The organism is Duganella guangzhouensis, from assembly GCF_009674535.1.
Taxonomy (GTDB): domain Bacteria; phylum Pseudomonadota; class Gammaproteobacteria; order Burkholderiales; family Burkholderiaceae_D; genus Rugamonas; species Rugamonas guangzhouensis.
This window is the reverse complement of record NZ_WKJK01000012.1, coordinates 215,003-231,068: the sequence shown is the minus strand read 5'-3', so window position 1 is coordinate 231,068 and position 16,066 is coordinate 215,003. Positions and strand designations below refer to the sequence as shown.

Annotated in this window: 14 protein-coding genes; 8 read left to right on the top strand and 6 right to left on the bottom strand. The window is 62.4% G+C overall.

The features are described 5' to 3' along the window. The 4 genes from GJ699_RS22505 to GJ699_RS22490 all read left to right on the top strand — a co-directional run. A partial coding sequence (locus GJ699_RS22505) for a helix-turn-helix domain-containing protein (protein ID WP_229262239.1) occupies positions 1-263 on the top strand: 263 nt, incomplete at its 5' end. Then, complete coding sequence (ampD, locus tag GJ699_RS22500; RefSeq protein ID WP_371867632.1) at positions 260-871, top strand: 1,6-anhydro-N-acetylmuramyl-L-alanine amidase AmpD; 612 nt, start codon at positions 260-262, stop codon at positions 869-871. The genes GJ699_RS22505 and ampD, both read left to right, overlap by 4 nt. Before the next feature lie 170 nt (positions 872-1,041). Continuing rightward, entirely contained in the window at positions 1,042-3,969 is a 2,928-nt protein-coding gene (locus GJ699_RS22495) for a ribonucleoside-diphosphate reductase subunit alpha (RefSeq protein ID WP_154380474.1), read from the top strand. A 63-nt stretch (positions 3,970-4,032) separates the two neighbouring features. Next, positions 4,033-5,142 carry a ribonucleotide-diphosphate reductase subunit beta gene (locus GJ699_RS22490; RefSeq protein WP_154380472.1) on the top strand — a complete coding sequence of 370 codons (1,110 nt, stop codon included), beginning with the start codon at positions 4,033-4,035 and terminating at the stop codon, positions 5,140-5,142. 53 nt (positions 5,143-5,195) lie between these two features. Here the strand turns inward: GJ699_RS22490 and GJ699_RS22485 are convergent, their stop codons facing one another. Next, a complete protein-coding gene (locus tag GJ699_RS22485) occupies positions 5,196-6,401 on the bottom strand; it encodes a type II toxin-antitoxin system HipA family toxin (RefSeq protein ID WP_154380470.1) in 1,206 nt (401 codons plus the stop codon). Then, complete coding sequence (locus GJ699_RS22480; RefSeq protein WP_154380468.1) at positions 6,398-6,709, bottom strand: helix-turn-helix domain-containing protein; 312 nt, start codon at positions 6,707-6,709, stop codon at positions 6,398-6,400. Before GJ699_RS22480 ends, GJ699_RS22485 begins: the two co-directional genes overlap by 4 nt. A gap of 142 nt (positions 6,710-6,851) precedes the next feature. Between GJ699_RS22480 and GJ699_RS22475 the strand changes: the two genes are divergently transcribed. Continuing rightward, positions 6,852-7,877: a PDDEXK nuclease domain-containing protein gene (locus GJ699_RS22475; RefSeq protein WP_229262238.1), complete on the top strand. Its 1,026-nt coding sequence runs from the start codon at positions 6,852-6,854 to the stop codon at positions 7,875-7,877. Here GJ699_RS22475 and GJ699_RS22470 read toward each other — a convergent pair. Continuing rightward, positions 7,866-9,341, bottom strand: a complete 1,476-nt coding sequence (locus GJ699_RS22470; RefSeq protein ID WP_229262237.1) for an FAD-dependent oxidoreductase — start codon at positions 9,339-9,341, stop codon at positions 7,866-7,868. The genes GJ699_RS22475 and GJ699_RS22470 overlap by 12 nt on opposite strands. A gap of 82 nt (positions 9,342-9,423) precedes the next feature. Here GJ699_RS22470 and GJ699_RS22465 point away from each other — a divergent pair, with 82 nt between their 5' ends. The 3 genes from GJ699_RS22465 to GJ699_RS22455 all read left to right on the top strand — a co-directional run bounded on the left by GJ699_RS22465 (position 9,424) and on the right by GJ699_RS22455 (position 12,482). Continuing rightward, on the top strand, positions 9,424-9,894 hold the full coding sequence (locus GJ699_RS22465; protein ID WP_229262236.1) for a MarR family winged helix-turn-helix transcriptional regulator: 471 nt from the start codon (positions 9,424-9,426) through the stop codon (positions 9,892-9,894). A 960-nt stretch (positions 9,895-10,854) separates the two neighbouring features. After that, positions 10,855-11,865 (top strand): transcriptional regulator, encoded by a 1,011-nt coding sequence (locus GJ699_RS22460; RefSeq protein WP_154380464.1) that lies wholly within the window; start codon positions 10,855-10,857, stop codon positions 11,863-11,865. A gap of 83 nt (positions 11,866-11,948) precedes the next feature. Then, entirely contained in the window at positions 11,949-12,482 is a 534-nt protein-coding gene (locus GJ699_RS22455) for a YggT family protein (RefSeq protein ID WP_371867631.1), read from the top strand. A 3-nt stretch (positions 12,483-12,485) separates the two neighbouring features. Here the strand turns inward: GJ699_RS22455 and GJ699_RS22450 are convergent, their stop codons facing one another. From GJ699_RS22450 to prmA, 3 genes are read right to left on the bottom strand one after another with little or no spacing between them, the layout of a single operon-like run. Continuing rightward, complete coding sequence (locus GJ699_RS22450; RefSeq protein WP_154380462.1) at positions 12,486-13,424, bottom strand: carbohydrate kinase family protein; 939 nt, start codon at positions 13,422-13,424, stop codon at positions 12,486-12,488. Between the two features lie 9 nt (positions 13,425-13,433). Next, complete coding sequence (locus GJ699_RS22445; RefSeq protein WP_229262235.1) at positions 13,434-15,116, bottom strand: DUF3426 domain-containing protein; 1,683 nt, start codon at positions 15,114-15,116, stop codon at positions 13,434-13,436. Between the two features lie 8 nt (positions 15,117-15,124). After that, a complete protein-coding gene (gene prmA, locus GJ699_RS22435; protein WP_154380460.1) occupies positions 15,125-16,057 on the bottom strand; it encodes a 50S ribosomal protein L11 methyltransferase in 933 nt (310 codons plus the stop codon). Positions 16,058-16,066 lie beyond the last annotated feature (9 nt).

Sequence of the window (16,066 nt, the reverse complement as noted above, 5' to 3'; positions counted from 1 at the left end):
CGCTCGCCGCCGCCATCGCGGCTGCGCCGACGCTGGCGCCGCCTGCACCGGCAGCGGCCGCGCCATCGACGTCGCCGCTGCCGGCCGACGCGCTACCATCCAACTTGCCCGAGTACCTGAACCAGATCGAGCGCGACATCATCCTGCGCGCGCTGGCGCAGACCCAGTTCAACCGCACCCAGGCCGCGCAGCTGCTGGGTATCAGCTTCCGCCAGCTGCGCTACCAGATGCAAAAGCTGAACATCCAGGAGCCCGAGCAGTGAGCACGTTTGACGGCTGGCTGCCGCAGGCCGCGCGCTACGACAGCCCGAATTTCGACACCCGTCCGGACCCGGCCGACATCACGCTGCTGGTGATTCATAACGTCTCGCTGCCGGCCGGCTGTTTTGGCGGTCCGCACGTGTCCGACCTGTTCACCGGCCGGATCGACTATAATGCTGACCCCTCGTTCGCCGACTTGCGCGGCCTGAAGGTTTCCAGCCATTTTTTGGTCCGGCGCGATGGCCGCGTCATTCAATACGTTTCTGCTAACGAACGTGCCTGGCATGCCGGCGTGTCCAGTTTTCGCGGACGTGAAAAATGCAATGATTATTCAATCGGCATCGAACTGGAGGGCAGCGACGTGGTGCCGTTCGAAGCGGCGCAGTACGAGGCGCTGGTGGCGCTGACGTTGGCGCTGCAACAGCACTATCCGTTGACTGATGTGCAAGGTCACGAACACATCGCGCCGGGACGGAAAACCGATCCTGGACCGTTATTTAATTGGGAATATTATCGGAAGCTGCTCAACAAAAAGGCAGCGGCCGAGCCCGCGTTAGTGAACGCTATCGCGGGATTGCGCGTAGTAAAAGGGCTTCCGCAAAGTCAATAGAAAAATTGCCGTAAACGACAAAATTTCCCCTTGCACGGGTATTGAGCGGCTACTACAATCAGTGGATCGGGCAGGGCTCGACACTAGATCTAGTGGTTGCAGTGACACTGATTCTTAACAAACATATACGCGGCGCAGCAATGACTGCACGTTGTAACCGGGGAGCTTAAATGCAATCTACTCAAGACATCACCATCAATCCAGCACTGGTACCTGCAGCTGCTGCGAGTACCGCCAGCAGCCCAGCCGTGGCTGCCAGCGCACTCGGTGACTACCGCATCATCCGCCGTAACGGCGCGGTTGTCGCGTTTGAACCGTCGAAAATTGCAGTTGCCGTGACCAAGGCCTTCCTGGCCGTCAACGGCGGTCAAGGTGCTGCCTCGGCCCGCATCCGTGAACTGGTGGAAGAGCTGACCAGCAACGTGGTCGCTGCCCTGGTGCGCCGCCAGCCATCCGGCGGCACCTTCCACATCGAAGACGTGCAGGATCAGGTCGAACTGGCGCTGATGCGCTCGGGCGAACATGACGTTGCCCGCGCCTACGTGCTGTACCGCGCCAAGCATATGGAAGAGCGCCGCGCCGCCAAGGAAGCCGCTGGCGCCGCCGCCACCATCAATGCGCCGCAAATCAACGTGCTGGAAAACGGCGAGCGCAAGCCGCTGGAACTGTCGCGCGTCACCAGCCTGATCGGTGCTGCCTGCATCGGCCTGGAAAAACACGTCGACGCCGACGCCATCGTCGCTGAAACCCTGAAAAACCTGTACGACGGCGTACCGGTCGAAGAGCTGCACAAATCCGCCATCCTGGCTGCCCGCGCGCTGATGGAAAAGGACCCGGCTTACTCGCAAGTGACCGCCCGCATCCTGCTGCACACCATCCGTAAAGAAGTGTTCGGCAAAGAAGTGGCACAAGCTGGCGCCGCCGCTGAATACGTCACCTACTTCCCTGAATATATCGCCAAAGGTATCGCCGCCGAGCTGCTGGATACCAAACTGGGCGAGTTCGACCTGGCAAAACTGGCCAAAGCCATTGTTGCCGACCGTGACCTGCAGTTCGGCTACATCGGCCTGCAAACCCTGTACGACCGCTATTTCCTGCACATCCGCGACGTTCGCATCGAAATGCCGCAGGCGTTCTACATGCGTGTGGCGATGGGCCTGGCCCTGAACGAAGCCAACCGCGAAGCGCGCGCCATCGAGTTCTACAACCTGCTGTCGACCTTCGACTTCATGTCGTCGACCCCGACCCTGTTCAACTCGGGCACCCTGCGTTCGCAGCTGTCGTCGTGCTATCTGACCACCGTGTCGGACGACCTGGAAGGCATCTACGACGCCATCAAGGAAAACGCGCTGCTGGCCAAATTCGCCGGCGGTCTGGGCAACGACTGGACCCCGGTGCGCGCGCTGGGCGCCCACATCAAGGGCACCAACGGCAAATCGCAAGGCGTGGTGCCGTTCCTGAAAGTGGTCAACGACACCGCCGTGGCGGTCAACCAGGGCGGCAAGCGCAAGGGCGCGGTGTGCGCCTACCTGGAAACCTGGCACATGGACATCGAAGAGTTCCTGGACCTGCGTAAAAACACCGGCGACGACCGCCGCCGCACCCACGACATGAACACCGCCAACTGGATTCCAGACATGTTCATGAAGCGCGTGATGGAAAAAGGCGAGTGGACCCTGTTCTCGCCATCCGACACCCCGGACCTGCACGACCTGGTCGGCAAGGCCTTCGAAAAAGCCTACCTGGGCTACGAAGCCAAAGCCGCCGCCGGCGAAATCCGCGTGTTCAAGAAAATCCAGGCGCTGGACCTGTGGCGCAAGATGCTGTCGATGCTGTTTGAAACCGGCCACCCATGGATCACTTTCAAAGATCCGTGCAACATCCGTTCGCCGCAGCAGCACGTCGGCATGGTCCACAGCTCGAACCTGTGCACCGAGATCACGCTGAACACCGGTCCTGACGAAATCGCCGTCTGCAACCTGGGCTCGGTCAATCTGCCAGCCCACATGAAAGAGGGCAAGCTGGACCACGTCAAGCTGCAGAAAACCATCCGCACCGCGATGCGCATGCTGGACAACGTGATCGACATCAACTACTACGCGGTTGAAAAAGCCCGCAACGCCAATATGCGTCACCGTCCGGTCGGCCTGGGCGTGATGGGCTTCCAGGACTGCCTGCACATGATGCGTGTGCCGTTCTCCTCGATGGAATCGGTGCAGTTCGCCGATACCTCGATGGAAGCCGTGTGCTACTACGCTTACCTGGCCTCGACCGAGCTGGCCGAAGAGCGTGGCCACTACGCGTCGTACAAAGGTTCGCTGTGGGATCGCGGCATCCTGCCGCAGGACTCGATCAAGCTGCTGGCCGAAGAGCGCGGCGGTTATCTGGAGCAGGATCTGTCGTCGGCCATGGACTGGACCCCGGTGCGTGAGCGTATCGCCAAGTTCGGCATGCGTAACTCGAACTGCGTGGCGATCGCTCCGACCGCGACCATTTCGAACATCATCGGCGTGTCGGCTTGCATCGAACCGACCTTCCAGAATCTGTACGTGAAGTCCAACCTGTCGGGCGAGTTCACCGAGATCAACTCCTACCTGGTGCGTGACCTGAAGGCGCGTGACCTGTGGGATGAGGTAATGATCGCCGACCTGAAATACTTCGACGGCTCGCTGGCCAAGATCGACCGCATCCCGAACGACCTGCGCGATATCTACGCCACCGCGTTTGAAGTGTCGCCAAGCTGGCTGGTGGAAGCCGCCTCGCGTCGCCAGAAATGGATCGACCAGGCGCAATCGCTGAACATCTACATGGCTGGCGCTTCGGGCAAGAAACTGGACGAGACCTACAAGCTGGCCTGGCTGCGTGGCCTGAAAACCACCTACTACCTGCGTACCACCTCGGCCACCCATACCGAGAAGTCGACTTCCAAGACCGGCGCGCTGAACGCGGTGGCAGTGGATGGCGGCATGTCGGCCAGCGCCAAGGCTGCCGCACCGGCGCCGGTTGCTCCGGTTCCGGCCGCCGCTGAAGCCGATGGCGAAGCCTGCTACCTGCGTCCAGGCGACGACGGTTTCGAGGAATGCGAAGCCTGCCAATAAGTTGAAACATGCGCCATCCCTGAGGGGATGGCGCTTCACCACACATATATAGAGGAATTCATCATGTCGTTGTCCTGGGACGAAGACGCCGCATCGGCGGCCCCGCAAATCAATCAAGCCGCGCTGGAAAGCGAAGGCACGGCCGAGCAGGTCGCATTGCGCGTTAACGCCGATGACAAACGCATCATCAACGGCAAAACCGACGTCAACCAGCTGGTGCCGTTCAAGTACAAATGGGCCTGGGACAAATACCTGGCCGGCTGCGCCAACCACTGGATGCCGCAGGAAGTGAACATGCAGCGCGACATCGAGCTGTGGAAGAACCCGAACGGCCTGACCGACGACGAGCGTCGCCTGGTCAAACGCAACCTGGGCTTCTTCGTCACCGCCGACTCGCTGGCCGCCAACAACATCGTGCTGGGCACCTACCGCCACATCACCGCGCCAGAGTGCCGCCAGTACCTGCTGCGCCAGGCATTCGAGGAAGCGATCCACACCCACGCCTACCAGTACATCGTGGAGTCGTTGGGCCTGGACGAGCAGGAAATCTTCAACGCCTACAACGAAGTCAAATCGATTCGTGACAAGGACGAGTTCCTGATTCCGTTCATCGACACGCTGACCGACCCGGCTTTCACCACCGGCACCGTGGAGCAGGACCAGAAACTGCTGAAATCGCTGATCGTGTTCGCCTGCCTGATGGAAGGTCTGTTCTTCTACGTCGGCTTCACCCAGATCCTGGCGCTGGGCCGCCAGAACAAGATGATGGGCGCCGCCGAGCAGTACCAGTACATCCTGCGCGACGAATCGATGCACTGCAACTTCGGTATCGATCTGATCAATACCATCAAGATGGAAAACCCGCTGCTGTGGACGCCTGCGTTCAAGGAAGAAATCAAGCAGCTGTTCCTGAAGGCCGTGGATCTGGAATACGCCTACGCCGAAGACACCATGCCACGCGGCGTGCTGGGTCTGAACGCGACCATGTTCAAAGGCTACCTGCGCTTCATCGCCAACCGTCGCGCCACCCAGATCGGCCTGGAAACGCTGTTCGACCAGGAAGAAAATCCATTCCCATGGATGAGCGAGATGATCGACCTGAAGAAAGAGCGTAACTTCTTCGAGACCCGCGTCATCGAATACCAGACCGGCGGCGCGCTGAACTGGGACTAATCGCCCCTCGCCCCCCCCTGACGAAGAAGGCTCCGCATTGCGGAGCCTTTTTTTTACGCCCCGCGCAGGCGTTCGCGGTTGGCGGCGATGGTGCGGGCGATGGTTTTGGCGGTGGCGGCGCGGATCGGCGCGTGGCGGGCCAGTTTCGCGAACAGGCCGGCCTGGGCGGTCATGGCGGCGATCAGGTCGCGGGCGCGGCGCTCGGGGACGGCGGTGTCGGTGGCCAGTCGTAGCAGATGGTCGCGCGCCGGCGCGGCGCATTCGCCCATCACCGGCATCTGATGCTGGCCCAGCGGGCCGTGGCTGTAGCCCAGCCCGTAGCATGGCGCTAGCTGCCAGTCGCCTTTGCGGTTCATGCGGTAGGTGATGTTGTGGGCGTGGTCGCCACGATGCTGGAACAGCACGTTGAACACGCAGCGCTGGAAGGCGGCTTCCACCTGGCGCTGGTCGCGGGTGATCAGGCGGGTGGCGCGCAGGAAGGTGCTGTAGTCGACCGAGGGCAGGCGGAAGTCGGCGTGCAGCAGACCGGCCAAGGTGTGGACCGGCACGCGTAGGCCGTCCTCGCGGTCGAAGCGACGGCTGGCGATGGCGGCGTGGCGGCGGCCAAGGTCGATATGGCGGGTGTCCGCCACCTCCAACCCGCAGGCGCGGGCCAGTTCGGCGTAGACCTGTTCGATGGCGCAGACTTCTTTATGCTCGTCGTGGGCGGGGAATTTGATTAGCCAGGGTTGGCTGCCGGCGCCATCCTCGTCTGGCAGCGACAGCAGCAGTTTGGGCCGGCTGCCTTGCGGGGCGGCACCGAGCAGCGCCAGTTGGCCGAGCAAGGGATGAGGCTCGCCACGGCCGATGGCTTGTGCGGCGTTGGCCAGTTCGGCCAGATGATCGGCGGCGGCGAGGTCCGGCGTCGTCGCCTCGCGCGTTGTCGCCGGATGGTAGCTGAGCGCGCCCATGCCATGTTCGCCGATGAAGGCCAGCCGGTCGAGCGGCGAGACGCGGGTCTGGCCGCGCAGCCGGTCCATCAGCAGTTGTCCCCAGCCGTCCGGCAGCGAGTCGGCGAACAGGCCGGGCAGGGAGTGTTGGTGACGCGGCGCGCCGCCGAAAGCGATCACCCTTAATGGCAGATGGCGTGGCGACAGTTCGATGCCGCGCCGTAGCGCCTCGGGCGAGTACTCGAACAGGATGTCGTGGCCATTGTCCGCCAGGGTGCCGAGCGGCCAGTGTTCGCCCCAGCCGTTGTAGCTGACGCTCAGCACTTTCATTTGCTTGAACGGCGTGGCGCGCGCTGACGATTGGCCTTTTCGGCCTGCTCCATGGCGGCGATAGACACCATCTTGATGCGAAACAGCTCGCCCAGATCGTCGGCCAGGCCGAGCGCGGCCACCACCTGCACGAAGGACTCCAGCGATGCCTGGCCCTTGCCCTCCATATTCTTGATGGTCCCCACCGATAGCCCGGCGCGCTGCGCCAACTCCAGCTGCGACCACTCCTGCATCAACCGCCGCGCCCGCAACCGCCGCCCCAGCTCAGCGCAAATCTCTTCGGAGGTTGATAAAGTAAAGTCAAACATATTTGCTATTAAAATTATTTATTGAAATTAATGGCTAAGATAATACTCTTTAAATTTGAGGTGTACTACTGTTCCAGCTCAATATGAGCTGAAGAGATAGGCGTGAAAGTGATCTTTGGTTTAGCAACCAAGGAGAACTATCATGGATAACTCAGAAGTGATGCTGGCGAATAATCTGGCCGCTTTGCACGCGGAATTACGTGCTCTTATTGTGTCCAGCCGCCAGCGTTTAGCGGCAACCGTCAATGCGGAATTGAGTCAGCTTTATTGGTCCGTGGGACGTCGTTTGTCTGTTGAAGTGCTGGAAGGCGAGCGAGCTCAGTACGGTGTGCGCGTCATGACGCGGATCGGGGAGGAACTGCGACAAGAGTTTGGTCGGGGCTTTGAGCCGCAGAATTTGCGTCGCATGGTGCAATTTGTTCAAGCGTTTTCCAATCCGGAAATTGTCGCGACACTGTCGCGACAATTGAGTTGGAGCCACTTTGTTCTGTTGATACCTTTAAAGAACGAGTCATCACGCATGTATTACGCGAACCAAAGTGCCGCTGAGTGCTGGAGCGTCAGGGAGTTGCGCCGGCAGATTGAGCGGAAGGCCTATGAGCGCAGCCTGATTGCCAGTGCCGAGTCGCCGGCTGCGTTTGAGGCAGCTCCTGTCGGCATCTTCAAGGATCCGTACTTTTTAGACTTCCTCGGTTTGCGCGAAGGGTACGATGAGGCGGATCTGGAGAGCGCGATCCTGGTTCAGCTGAAGGCGTTTATCCTGGAGTTGGGCACCGGTTTTGCGTTCGTCGAGCGCAAGAAGCGGATGATTATCGATGGCGAGGACTTCTATCTGGACCTGCTGTTCTTCCATCGCCGTCTGCGCCGGCTGGTCGCCATTGAACTCAAATTGGGACGCTTCAAGGCCGCGCACAAGGGGCAGATGGAGCTGTATCTGCGATGGATGGACAAGTTTGAGCGCCAGCCCGGCGAAGAGGCACCCATCGGTTTGATCCTGTGCGCCGAGTCCAGTCATGAGCAGGTCGAGCTGCTGCAAATGCATAAGGATGGCATCACCGTCGCCGAATTCTGGACCGAACTGCCGCCCAAAGAGGAGTTGGAACGCCAGCTCCGCAGCGCATTGGCCGAAGCGCGCGAGCGGCTGGCGCGTCGTCGCCTAACCCACTAACTTCTCAATGTATGTCGCCAGCGCCGGGCTGTGTTCGTCGTGGGTGAGGGCGGCGACGTAGCCGTCGGGGCGGAGCAGGGCGATGTCGCCGGTATGGAGGCCGTAGGCGTCGCGCAGATGGCCGGCGTGGTCGCGCAGTTCGCCGCGCTCGCCGATCGTGACGATGCGCAGGCCGCGACGCGCGCTGAAGACTGCCGGCGTGTCGGCTTCATAGCGCAGCATTATCCATTCCCCTGAATTCAATAGCGAAAACAAACGACGCGGCTGTCCGCCCGCGCCGGTCAGCGGCGCATCCGGTGCGCGGTAGCCGGCGCGCAGTGGCGCGTCGTCATCGCGCTCGTCGAGCGACAGCGAGGAGTCGGGATAGCCGAGGTCCAGCTGCTGCTGTTCGCGTCCGCGCCGCAGGTCGCCGGCGCGGGCGGCGTCGAGCAGCCGGGTCGACATGCCCAACATGCCGGCCGCGATCTCGCGCCGCTCTGCTTCATAGGTGTCGAGCAGCGCCGCGTCGGCGCCGTGCAGCACGGCGGCCAGTTTCCAGCCGAGGTTCCAGGCGTCCTGCACGCTGGTGTTCAATCCCTGTCCGCCGGTCGGTGGATGGACGTGGGCGGCGTCGCCGGCCAGGAAGATGCAGCCCACTCGATAGCGCTCTGCTAGCCGCGCGCTCATGGCGTAGTCGGAGCGCCAATGCACGGCGTCGACCACGATGTCGCTGCGCCCGGTGCGCGCGGCGATGGCGGCGGCGATGCCGGCGTCGGACAGATCGAACTCGCCTTCCAGCGGGATTGGCATCTGCAGCTGGAACAGCTGCGTACCCTGCAAAGGACAGAGGCTGATCTGGTTCGCCCCCTTGCCCCAGCGATGCCACGCGTCGCGTGTCAAACCGCTGAGCGTGAGGTCGGCCACCACAGCGCGTGCGTTCAGCGACTCGCCGGGGAAGTCGATCCCCAGCGTTTTGCGCACGAAGCTGCGGCCGCCGTCAGCGCCGATCAGGTAGCGCGCCCGCACTTCGATCTCGCCGCCGGTGCGCTGCACGCGCGCGGTGACTCCGCAGTCATCCTGCTCAAAACCGCTCAGCGTGTGAGCGTAATGCGGTGCGTGACCCAGCTCCGCCAGCCGGGCGCGCAGTATGCCTTCGGTCAGAGATTGGGGCAGCATCAGCGGCTGGCCATAGGGTTCGGACGGCGTGGCGGCGACTGACTGCACCGCGGCTTCGTCATCGTGGCCGCCATCGGCGCGGTAGTGGCGCTGTACTGGATAGGGACCGCCGGCGGCGATCATACGGTCGGCCACCTCCAGCGCTTCGAAGATCTCCAGCGTGCGTGGCTGGATGCCTTTGCCGCGCGAGCCGGCGAATGGCGCCGGCGCCTGGTCGATCAGCAGGAAGGGAATGCCGCGCCGCGCGAGATCGATCGCCAGCGTCAACCCGGCGGCACCGGCGCCGCTGATCAGAATGTCGGTATGCATGCTGCTCTCCTTTAATGAGTGTATTTTGCACATATTATTCCTGCCTCAAAATCGTGTCAATAACTATGTGTATAATGCACATATGAATAAAGATATCCGAGATATGCATGACGCGCTGCTCGACATCATCGGCTTCATGAGCCGTCCCGAGCCCGACGTCGCCCTGATGTCCGAGATGGCCATGCCACTCGAACGCGCGCTGCTGCCGCTGCTGGTGCGCATCGATCGGCGCGGTCCGATCGGCGTGGTGGAACTGGCCGAAGTGGTGGGGCGCGACTACACCACCGTCAGCAGGCAGGTGGCGCGGCTGGACGAACTGGGTCTGGTGGTGCGCCGTCCCGGCACGCGCGACAAGCGCGTGCGCGAAGCCGAGGTGACCGAGGCCGGACGCGAAATGGCTGACGCCATCGACCGCATGCGCGAGCAGCTGGTCGGTGAATTGATGGCCGAGTGGAGCAGCGCCGAGCGCCGCGACCTGGCGCGCCTGCTCAAACGGATGGCCGCCGACATGAACGAATGGGTGGTGCGCCGTCGCCACGAAGACGCCGAGTAAGCGCGTCCTCATTTCAAACGCGGCCTGTCGCCGCTTGCCTTAACGTCGATTTACACCCACGCGCCGGCGTTACATCCGCTTCGATCAAGCACTCTAAAACGCAGGCGCGATGCGGCGCACCGCTGTATTCCGCTTGCTATTCGCCTTACTCTGTCTCATAATCGCGACGAATTAAAAACAGTGAGCAGTAACGGCGTGCGCGAGCAGCGCAAGCGCTCTTGGATTCGGAAGCGGGTGACGCGATTTTTTTCTCCGGTGACGGCGAGATCGAAGAAACCCAGGCGACATAAGGCTTACTTTGAAGTGCGAATTTCTCGGCGCGATGCGCGAGGCACTTCCCGAACCCGATTGAGCGCGCGTGAACAGCGTGTGAAGACGCAAGCGAGCATGCCGAAGTGATCGATGTATGTGAGCTGGCGAGCGCAAGTCGTAAAAAAAGCGCGTGAATCGCTATCGTGCTGGTTGCGCACCGACAAGGTTTTCGTGTACTTTACGAACTTGAAAATGCGTGATTTAAAAAGTGCGAAATTTTGAAGAGCGCACCGCGCACAGATGACCGAGATACGGGACACAGATTCACACTGATATGCACAACACCACGTCGTTTTTGCTCAACCGTCTTGCCTGATCCAATTCAGGCCGGGCGGTTTTTTGTTTGAAAACGAAAAGCGCGACGTGGCTGCGACGTAGATACCTGGAGCTGAGTACACGCCCGGATCACCGCAAAACGTCGCGACAAGATTTGTATCCACACGCCGCTCCGGCCAAGGGGAGGCGGGTGGATCGATGGCTGAAGCGCTGCACTTGTGAGGAGATGCAGCAGTTCAGCTAGTGCCGAATTCATTAGCGCAAACGGCTTTGGTTTGCGCCGATGAATAATTCGCCTGGCCCAATCCCGGGTTGGACGGGTTTAAATCTTGTAAACGAATTTTTCCGATCCCCGATCAAGGAGAACTAAACATGGCAACCGCCGCTAAGAAACCAGCAGCAGCTAAGAAAGCTGCTCCAGCCAAGAAACCAGCCGCCGCCAAGGCCGCTGCTCCAGCAAAAAAACCAGCTGCCGCTAAAGCCGCTGCTAAACCAGCTGTTAAAGCTGCCGCCAAGCCAGCAGTGAAAAAAGCTGCCGCTAAACCAGCAGTGAAAAAAGCCGCTGCCAAGCCAGCCGCAAAACCAGCTGTGAAAAAAGCAGCCGCCAAACCAGCAGCGAAGAAAGCCGTCGCTAAAGTAGCCGCTAAACCAGCAGTGAAAAAAGCAGCCGCTAAACCAGCAGCGAAGAAAACCGTCGCTAAAGCAGCAGCTAAGCCAGCAGTGAAAAAAGTCGCCGCTAAACCAGCAGCGAAAAAAACCACCGCTAAAGCAGCCGCCAAGCCAGTCGCTAAAAAAGCAGCCGCCAAGCCAGCAGCGAAAAAAGTAGCAGCTAAACCAGCAGCTAAAGTAGCCGCTAAGCCAGCAGCGAAAAAAGCCGCTGCCAAGCCAGCCGCTAAAAAAGTAGCCGCTAAAACCGCCGCTAAACCAGCCGCCAAAAAAGTAGCCGCCAAGCCAGCCGCTAAAAAAGTCGCTGCCAAAAAACCAGCAGTAAAAGCGGCAGCCAAACCGGCTGCAAAGGTTGCGGCTAAGCCAGCAGCAAAAAAGCCAGCTAAAGCAGCTGCGAAGCCTGCAGCTGCTGCCAAACCTGTCGCCGCCAAGAAGCCAGCAACCAAGAAAGCAGCTAAGCCAGCCGCTAAACCGGTCGCCGCTCCAGCCGCTGCGCCAGCGCCAGTAGCCGCCGCTCCGGCAGCCGCTCCAGCCGCTAAACCAGCAGCAAAAAAAGCCGCTCCTAAAAAAGCAGCTCCGAAGAAGGAAGCCGCCAAGCCGGCCGCCGCTCCAGCAGCTGCTCCAGCAGCCGCAGCGCCAGCCGCCGCTCCAGCAGCGAAAACCGTACTGGCTCCGGCCGCCGCATGGCCGTTCCCAACCAGCACCCGTCCTTCCTAAGTTAATAAACGCTTAGAAGCCTGCTGAGGCAATGGCCGCTGTGTGAGACAATCACACAGCGGCTTTTTTATTGGAGGGGTTCCGTGCTGATTAGTATTATCAAGTTGATTGTCGACGCCATCGCCGCCCTGCTGGGTGGAGCCCTGCTGCTCCGCTTCTGGATGCAGGCGATCCGCGTGCGGCCGCCATCGTCGGTGGCGCAGTTCACTTTCCAATTGTCGGACTGGCTGGTGCGCCCGCTGCGCCGCATCGTGCCGGGCGTGGGTGGCTATGACTGGGCCAGTCTGATCGGCGCGTTCCTGATCGTGCTGGCGGCCACCTCGGTGTGGTTCCTGGTCGGCTGGCCGGCGCCGATGGTGTTGCTGGCGGCCTGCCATCGCTTCCTGGAGTGGATACTGTATGGCTTTATGGCGCTGCTGGTGATCGAGGCGATCTTCAGCTGGGTCAATCCGCATGCGCCGCTGGCGCCGTTCGTGCGCGCGCTGAACGAGCCGCTGCTGCGGCCTATCCGCCGCGTGGTGCCGCTGGTGGGGAGTCTGGATCTGTCGCTGCTGGTGGCGCTGATCCTGCTGCAAATCGCCCAGCTGCTGCTGGGCGTGGCCTTCGCCGGTGCTTAGTCGTTAGAAGCGGTAACCGAACGCCGCTTCAAACTGGTCGGCGATTTCCGCCGGCGTGAAGCGGTGGTTCTGCGCCCCTTTGTGGGCGATCTTGATCGCGCCCAGCAGGCTGGCCAGGCGGCCGGTGTTCTCCCAGCTCCAGCCATTGGTGATGCCGAACAGCAGACCGGCGCGATAGGCGTCGCCGCAGCCGGTCGGGTCCAGCGCGGCCGCCACCGGCACCGCTGGGATGTCGATGCGCTGGCCGCCGGTATGAATCTCCGAACCCTGCTCGCCACGGGTGATGATCAGCGCCTCGACGCGGCTGGCGATGTCCGCCAGCGACAGGCCGGTGCGCTCGGTCAGCAGTTCAATCTCATAATCGTTGGTGGTGACGTAGGTGGCCTTGTCGATGAAGGCGATCAGCTCTTCGCCATTGAACATCGGCAGCTGCTGGCCCGGATCGAAGATGAACGGGATCTTCAGCGCGGCCAGGTCGTCGGCGTGCTTCTTCATGCCCAGATGGCCGTCCGGCGAGATGATGGCGATGCGCGCCGGGCCGGCCTTGGCCACTTCATTCTCATGTGCGTACGACATGGCGCCCGGGTGGAAGGCGTTGATCTGGTTGTTATCCTGGTCGGCGGTGACGAAGCACTGGGCGTTGTAGGCGTCTTCCTTGATCAGGATATTGTCGGTGGCCAGACCCAGTTTGCGGAAGCGCGCCATGTAGGCGGCGTTGTCCTGGCCCATGACGCCGACGATGCGCGGCTGGCCGCCCAGCATCTGCAGGTTGTAGGCGATGTTGGGCGCGCAGCCGCCGAATTCGGTGCGCATGGTCGGCGCCAGGAATGACACATTCACCTTGTGCAGCTGGTCCGGCAGCAGGATGCTGTCGAAGCGGTTGGGGAATTGCAGGATGGTGTCGATCGCGATCGAGCCGCAAATCAAAGAGGTCTGGGTCATGATAGGTCTTTATGGATAGAAGACTGCGATGTGATAGCCGGATGCTTTCAGGTCGTGCAGTTCAAAGTACAGTTTAACGGCTTGTTCGGTGTGTGGGGCAAAGCCTTTGTCGAGCGCGGTGTCGGCGCTCAGATAGTCGCGCGGGGTGAACACGCGGCGCAGCACTTGCTTGTCCTTGTCGTCGTCCAGCACCAGTTCAATCGCGGGCCAGGCTTGCGCGGTGGCGCTCTGGTTGCGCAGCAGGGTGGTGAAGGAGAACGTGGTGTCGCTCAGGGTTTGCAGTTCGCCCTGTTCGATGGTGAGGTCGTCGATTTGGGTCGGCAGTTCGATTTTGCAGCCGATTGCCTGGCAGGTGGCGGTCAGCGCCGGCTTCAGTGCCGGCATGTTGGCGGCCAGCGCGTTGCGGAAGGTGGTGACGGCTTGCAGCAGCAGGGCGCCGACCAGCAGCACCGAGCCGGCGCTCATGGCGATGGTGGTGACCTTGCCGTATTTCTGGCGTTGGCGGTCGCGTTTGACGAAGCCGGGTTCTTCCGGCTGGGCGTGGTCTTCGTAGGCTGGCGCTTCTTCCACGCTGTGGGCGTGCAGGTAGGCGTGGGCGCTGGCGCTCTGCGCTTCGGTCATGCCGGCGGCGGAGAGGTGGACCAGGGCTTCTTCGTCGGCTTCGTCGAGTTCGTCGTCGCGCAGTGGGCGGGCAGGCAGCGTGGATGCTTGCGTGGCGGCGACCGGGGGCGCGGATTCGGCGTCGGGCAGCGCGGCGTTGGTGCGCTCGGCGGGCAGGGTGTCGGCCAAGGCTTCGGCGCTGGCGGCGGCGAGATTGGCTTCGGCGGCGGCTACGCTGGCGCGGTAGGCGGCATCGGCGTCGATCTCGGCATCGGCTTCGTCGTCGGCGGCAGCCGGGGCGGCGGTGGCGCGCGCGGGTGGCGTGTCGTCATCGTCGAAGATGGCGGCGTCGGCGGCGGCCAGGGCGTTGTGCAGGCCGGGACCGGCGCCGGCTTGCGGCTCGTCCAGCGCGTCATCGTCCCAGGTCGGTTCGACGCGGCCGCCGGACATGCCGGCGTAGATGTCTTCGCCGGCGGGCAGGCCGTCGGCGTCGTGCGGGACGTCGGCCAGGGTTTGCTCCATGGCTTCCAGTTCCGCTTCCAGCGCGGCTTCCAGTTCGTCCTCGCTCATGCTGTCGACGTCGAGTACGTCATCGAGCGTCGGTTCGGCGGCCGGTGTCGGGCTGACTTCGGGCTCGCTGCTGGCTTCCAGATCGGGCTCGGATTCGATGTCCAGATCGAGGTCGAACAGGGCGTCGGTGTTGGCCGGCAGCGCGGCTGGCGCGGCGGGCAGCGGGATCTGGGCGGGGGCCGCCGCAGCGACGTCCGGCTCGGCATCGAAGTCGGCGGCGGAGGCATCGGCGGTCGGCGTGTCGGCTGCCGGCTCGTCGGTCAGGCTGTCGAGCTCCAGCACCGGGTCGGCCTCTTCGGCGTACAGCACTTCGGCCGCGCGCGTATCGAGCGCGGCCATTCTCTGGTCGAAGGCGACGGGATGGGGGAGAGGGGTGGTTGGCAGCGGCTCCAGCAGCGCCGCGTTGCCATCAAAAACTTCATTGCAGGAGCCGCAGCGCACCACGCCCCCACGTAATTTCAGCTGGTCATGGGCGACCCGAAATACCGTGTTGCAGTGGGGGCATTTGGTGGCGAGCGCCATTGCCGGGCTTAACGCGCAGCGGGAACAGTATCACTGCCGAGGCGGCCATGCAGCGCGACCCAGCCGTCTTGCTCGGCCCACACGCCCAGCTTGATGAACGGCGCATACGCCGCCGCCACTTCCTCGGCCTGACGCGCCAGCACGCCGGACAAAATCAGCGCACCGCCATCGGCGACGCGGCCGGACAGCATCGGCGCCATCAGCTTCAGCGGGCTGGACAGGATGTTGGCCACCACGATGTCAAAGCGCTGCGTCGCATGCTTGGACTCGGCAAAGTTATCCGGCAGGAAGTAGGTGATCTCGCAGTTGTTGCGGGCGGCGTTGTCGGCCGCCGACTCGATCGCCTGCGGATCGATGTCCACGCCCACCACTTCGCCGGCGCCAGTCTTCTTGGCCACCATGGCCAGAATGCCGGAACCGCAACCGTAGTCGAGCACGCTCTTGCCTGGGGCCGGATGCGCCTCCAGCCACTCCATGCACAGACGGGTGGTCGGATGGCTGCCGGTGCCGAACGCCAGACCCGGGTCCAGCTCCAGTATCAGCGCGTCCGGATTCGGCGCCTCGTGCCACGACGGCACCACCCAGATGTTCTTGCCGATGTGGATAGGCGCGAACTGCGACTGGGTCAGACGCACCCAGTCCTGCTCCTCCACCTTGCGGGTGGTGAACTTGGGCAGGGTGGTGAGGCCGATCTGGCCAGCCGCGGCCGCCACGATCACAGCCTGATCGTCATCCTCGTCGGTCAGGGCCACCACGCGGCTGTGATCCCAGGCCGCTTCGGTGGGCTCCATGCCCGGCTCGCCGAACAGCGGTCTTTCCGCGTCGGTGCCTTCGTCCGCGTCTTCCACGGACACCGACAGCGCGCCGACGTCCATCAGCGCTTCCGACAGTGCTTCCGCGTGGTCGCGGGCGATTTCGATGACAATTTCAGTCCAGCTCATGTTTAACCT

Coding starts and splice junctions, on each gene's coding strand:
- GJ699_RS22495 (WP_154380474.1), top strand. CDS start 1,042: ATGCAATCTACTCAAGACATCACCATCAATCCAGCACTGGTACCTGCA.
- GJ699_RS22490 (WP_154380472.1), top strand. CDS start 4,033: ATGTCGTTGTCCTGGGACGAAGACGCCGCATCGGCGGCCCCGCAAATC.
- GJ699_RS22485 (WP_154380470.1), bottom strand. CDS start 6,401: ATGAAAGTGCTGAGCGTCAGCTACAACGGCTGGGGCGAACACTGGCCG.
- GJ699_RS22480 (WP_154380468.1), bottom strand. CDS start 6,709: ATGTTTGACTTTACTTTATCAACCTCCGAAGAGATTTGCGCTGAGCTG.
- GJ699_RS22475 (WP_229262238.1), top strand. CDS start 6,852: ATGGATAACTCAGAAGTGATGCTGGCGAATAATCTGGCCGCTTTGCAC.
- GJ699_RS22470 (WP_229262237.1), bottom strand. CDS start 9,341: ATGCATACCGACATTCTGATCAGCGGCGCCGGTGCCGCCGGGTTGACG.
- GJ699_RS22465 (WP_229262236.1), top strand. CDS start 9,424: ATGAATAAAGATATCCGAGATATGCATGACGCGCTGCTCGACATCATC.
- GJ699_RS22460 (WP_154380464.1), top strand. CDS start 10,855: ATGGCAACCGCCGCTAAGAAACCAGCAGCAGCTAAGAAAGCTGCTCCA.
- GJ699_RS22450 (WP_154380462.1), bottom strand. CDS start 13,424: ATGACCCAGACCTCTTTGATTTGCGGCTCGATCGCGATCGACACCATC.
- GJ699_RS22445 (WP_229262235.1), bottom strand. CDS start 15,116: ATGGCGCTCGCCACCAAATGCCCCCACTGCAACACGGTATTTCGGGTC.
- prmA (WP_154380460.1), bottom strand. CDS start 16,057: ATGAGCTGGACTGAAATTGTCATCGAAATCGCCCGCGACCACGCGGAA.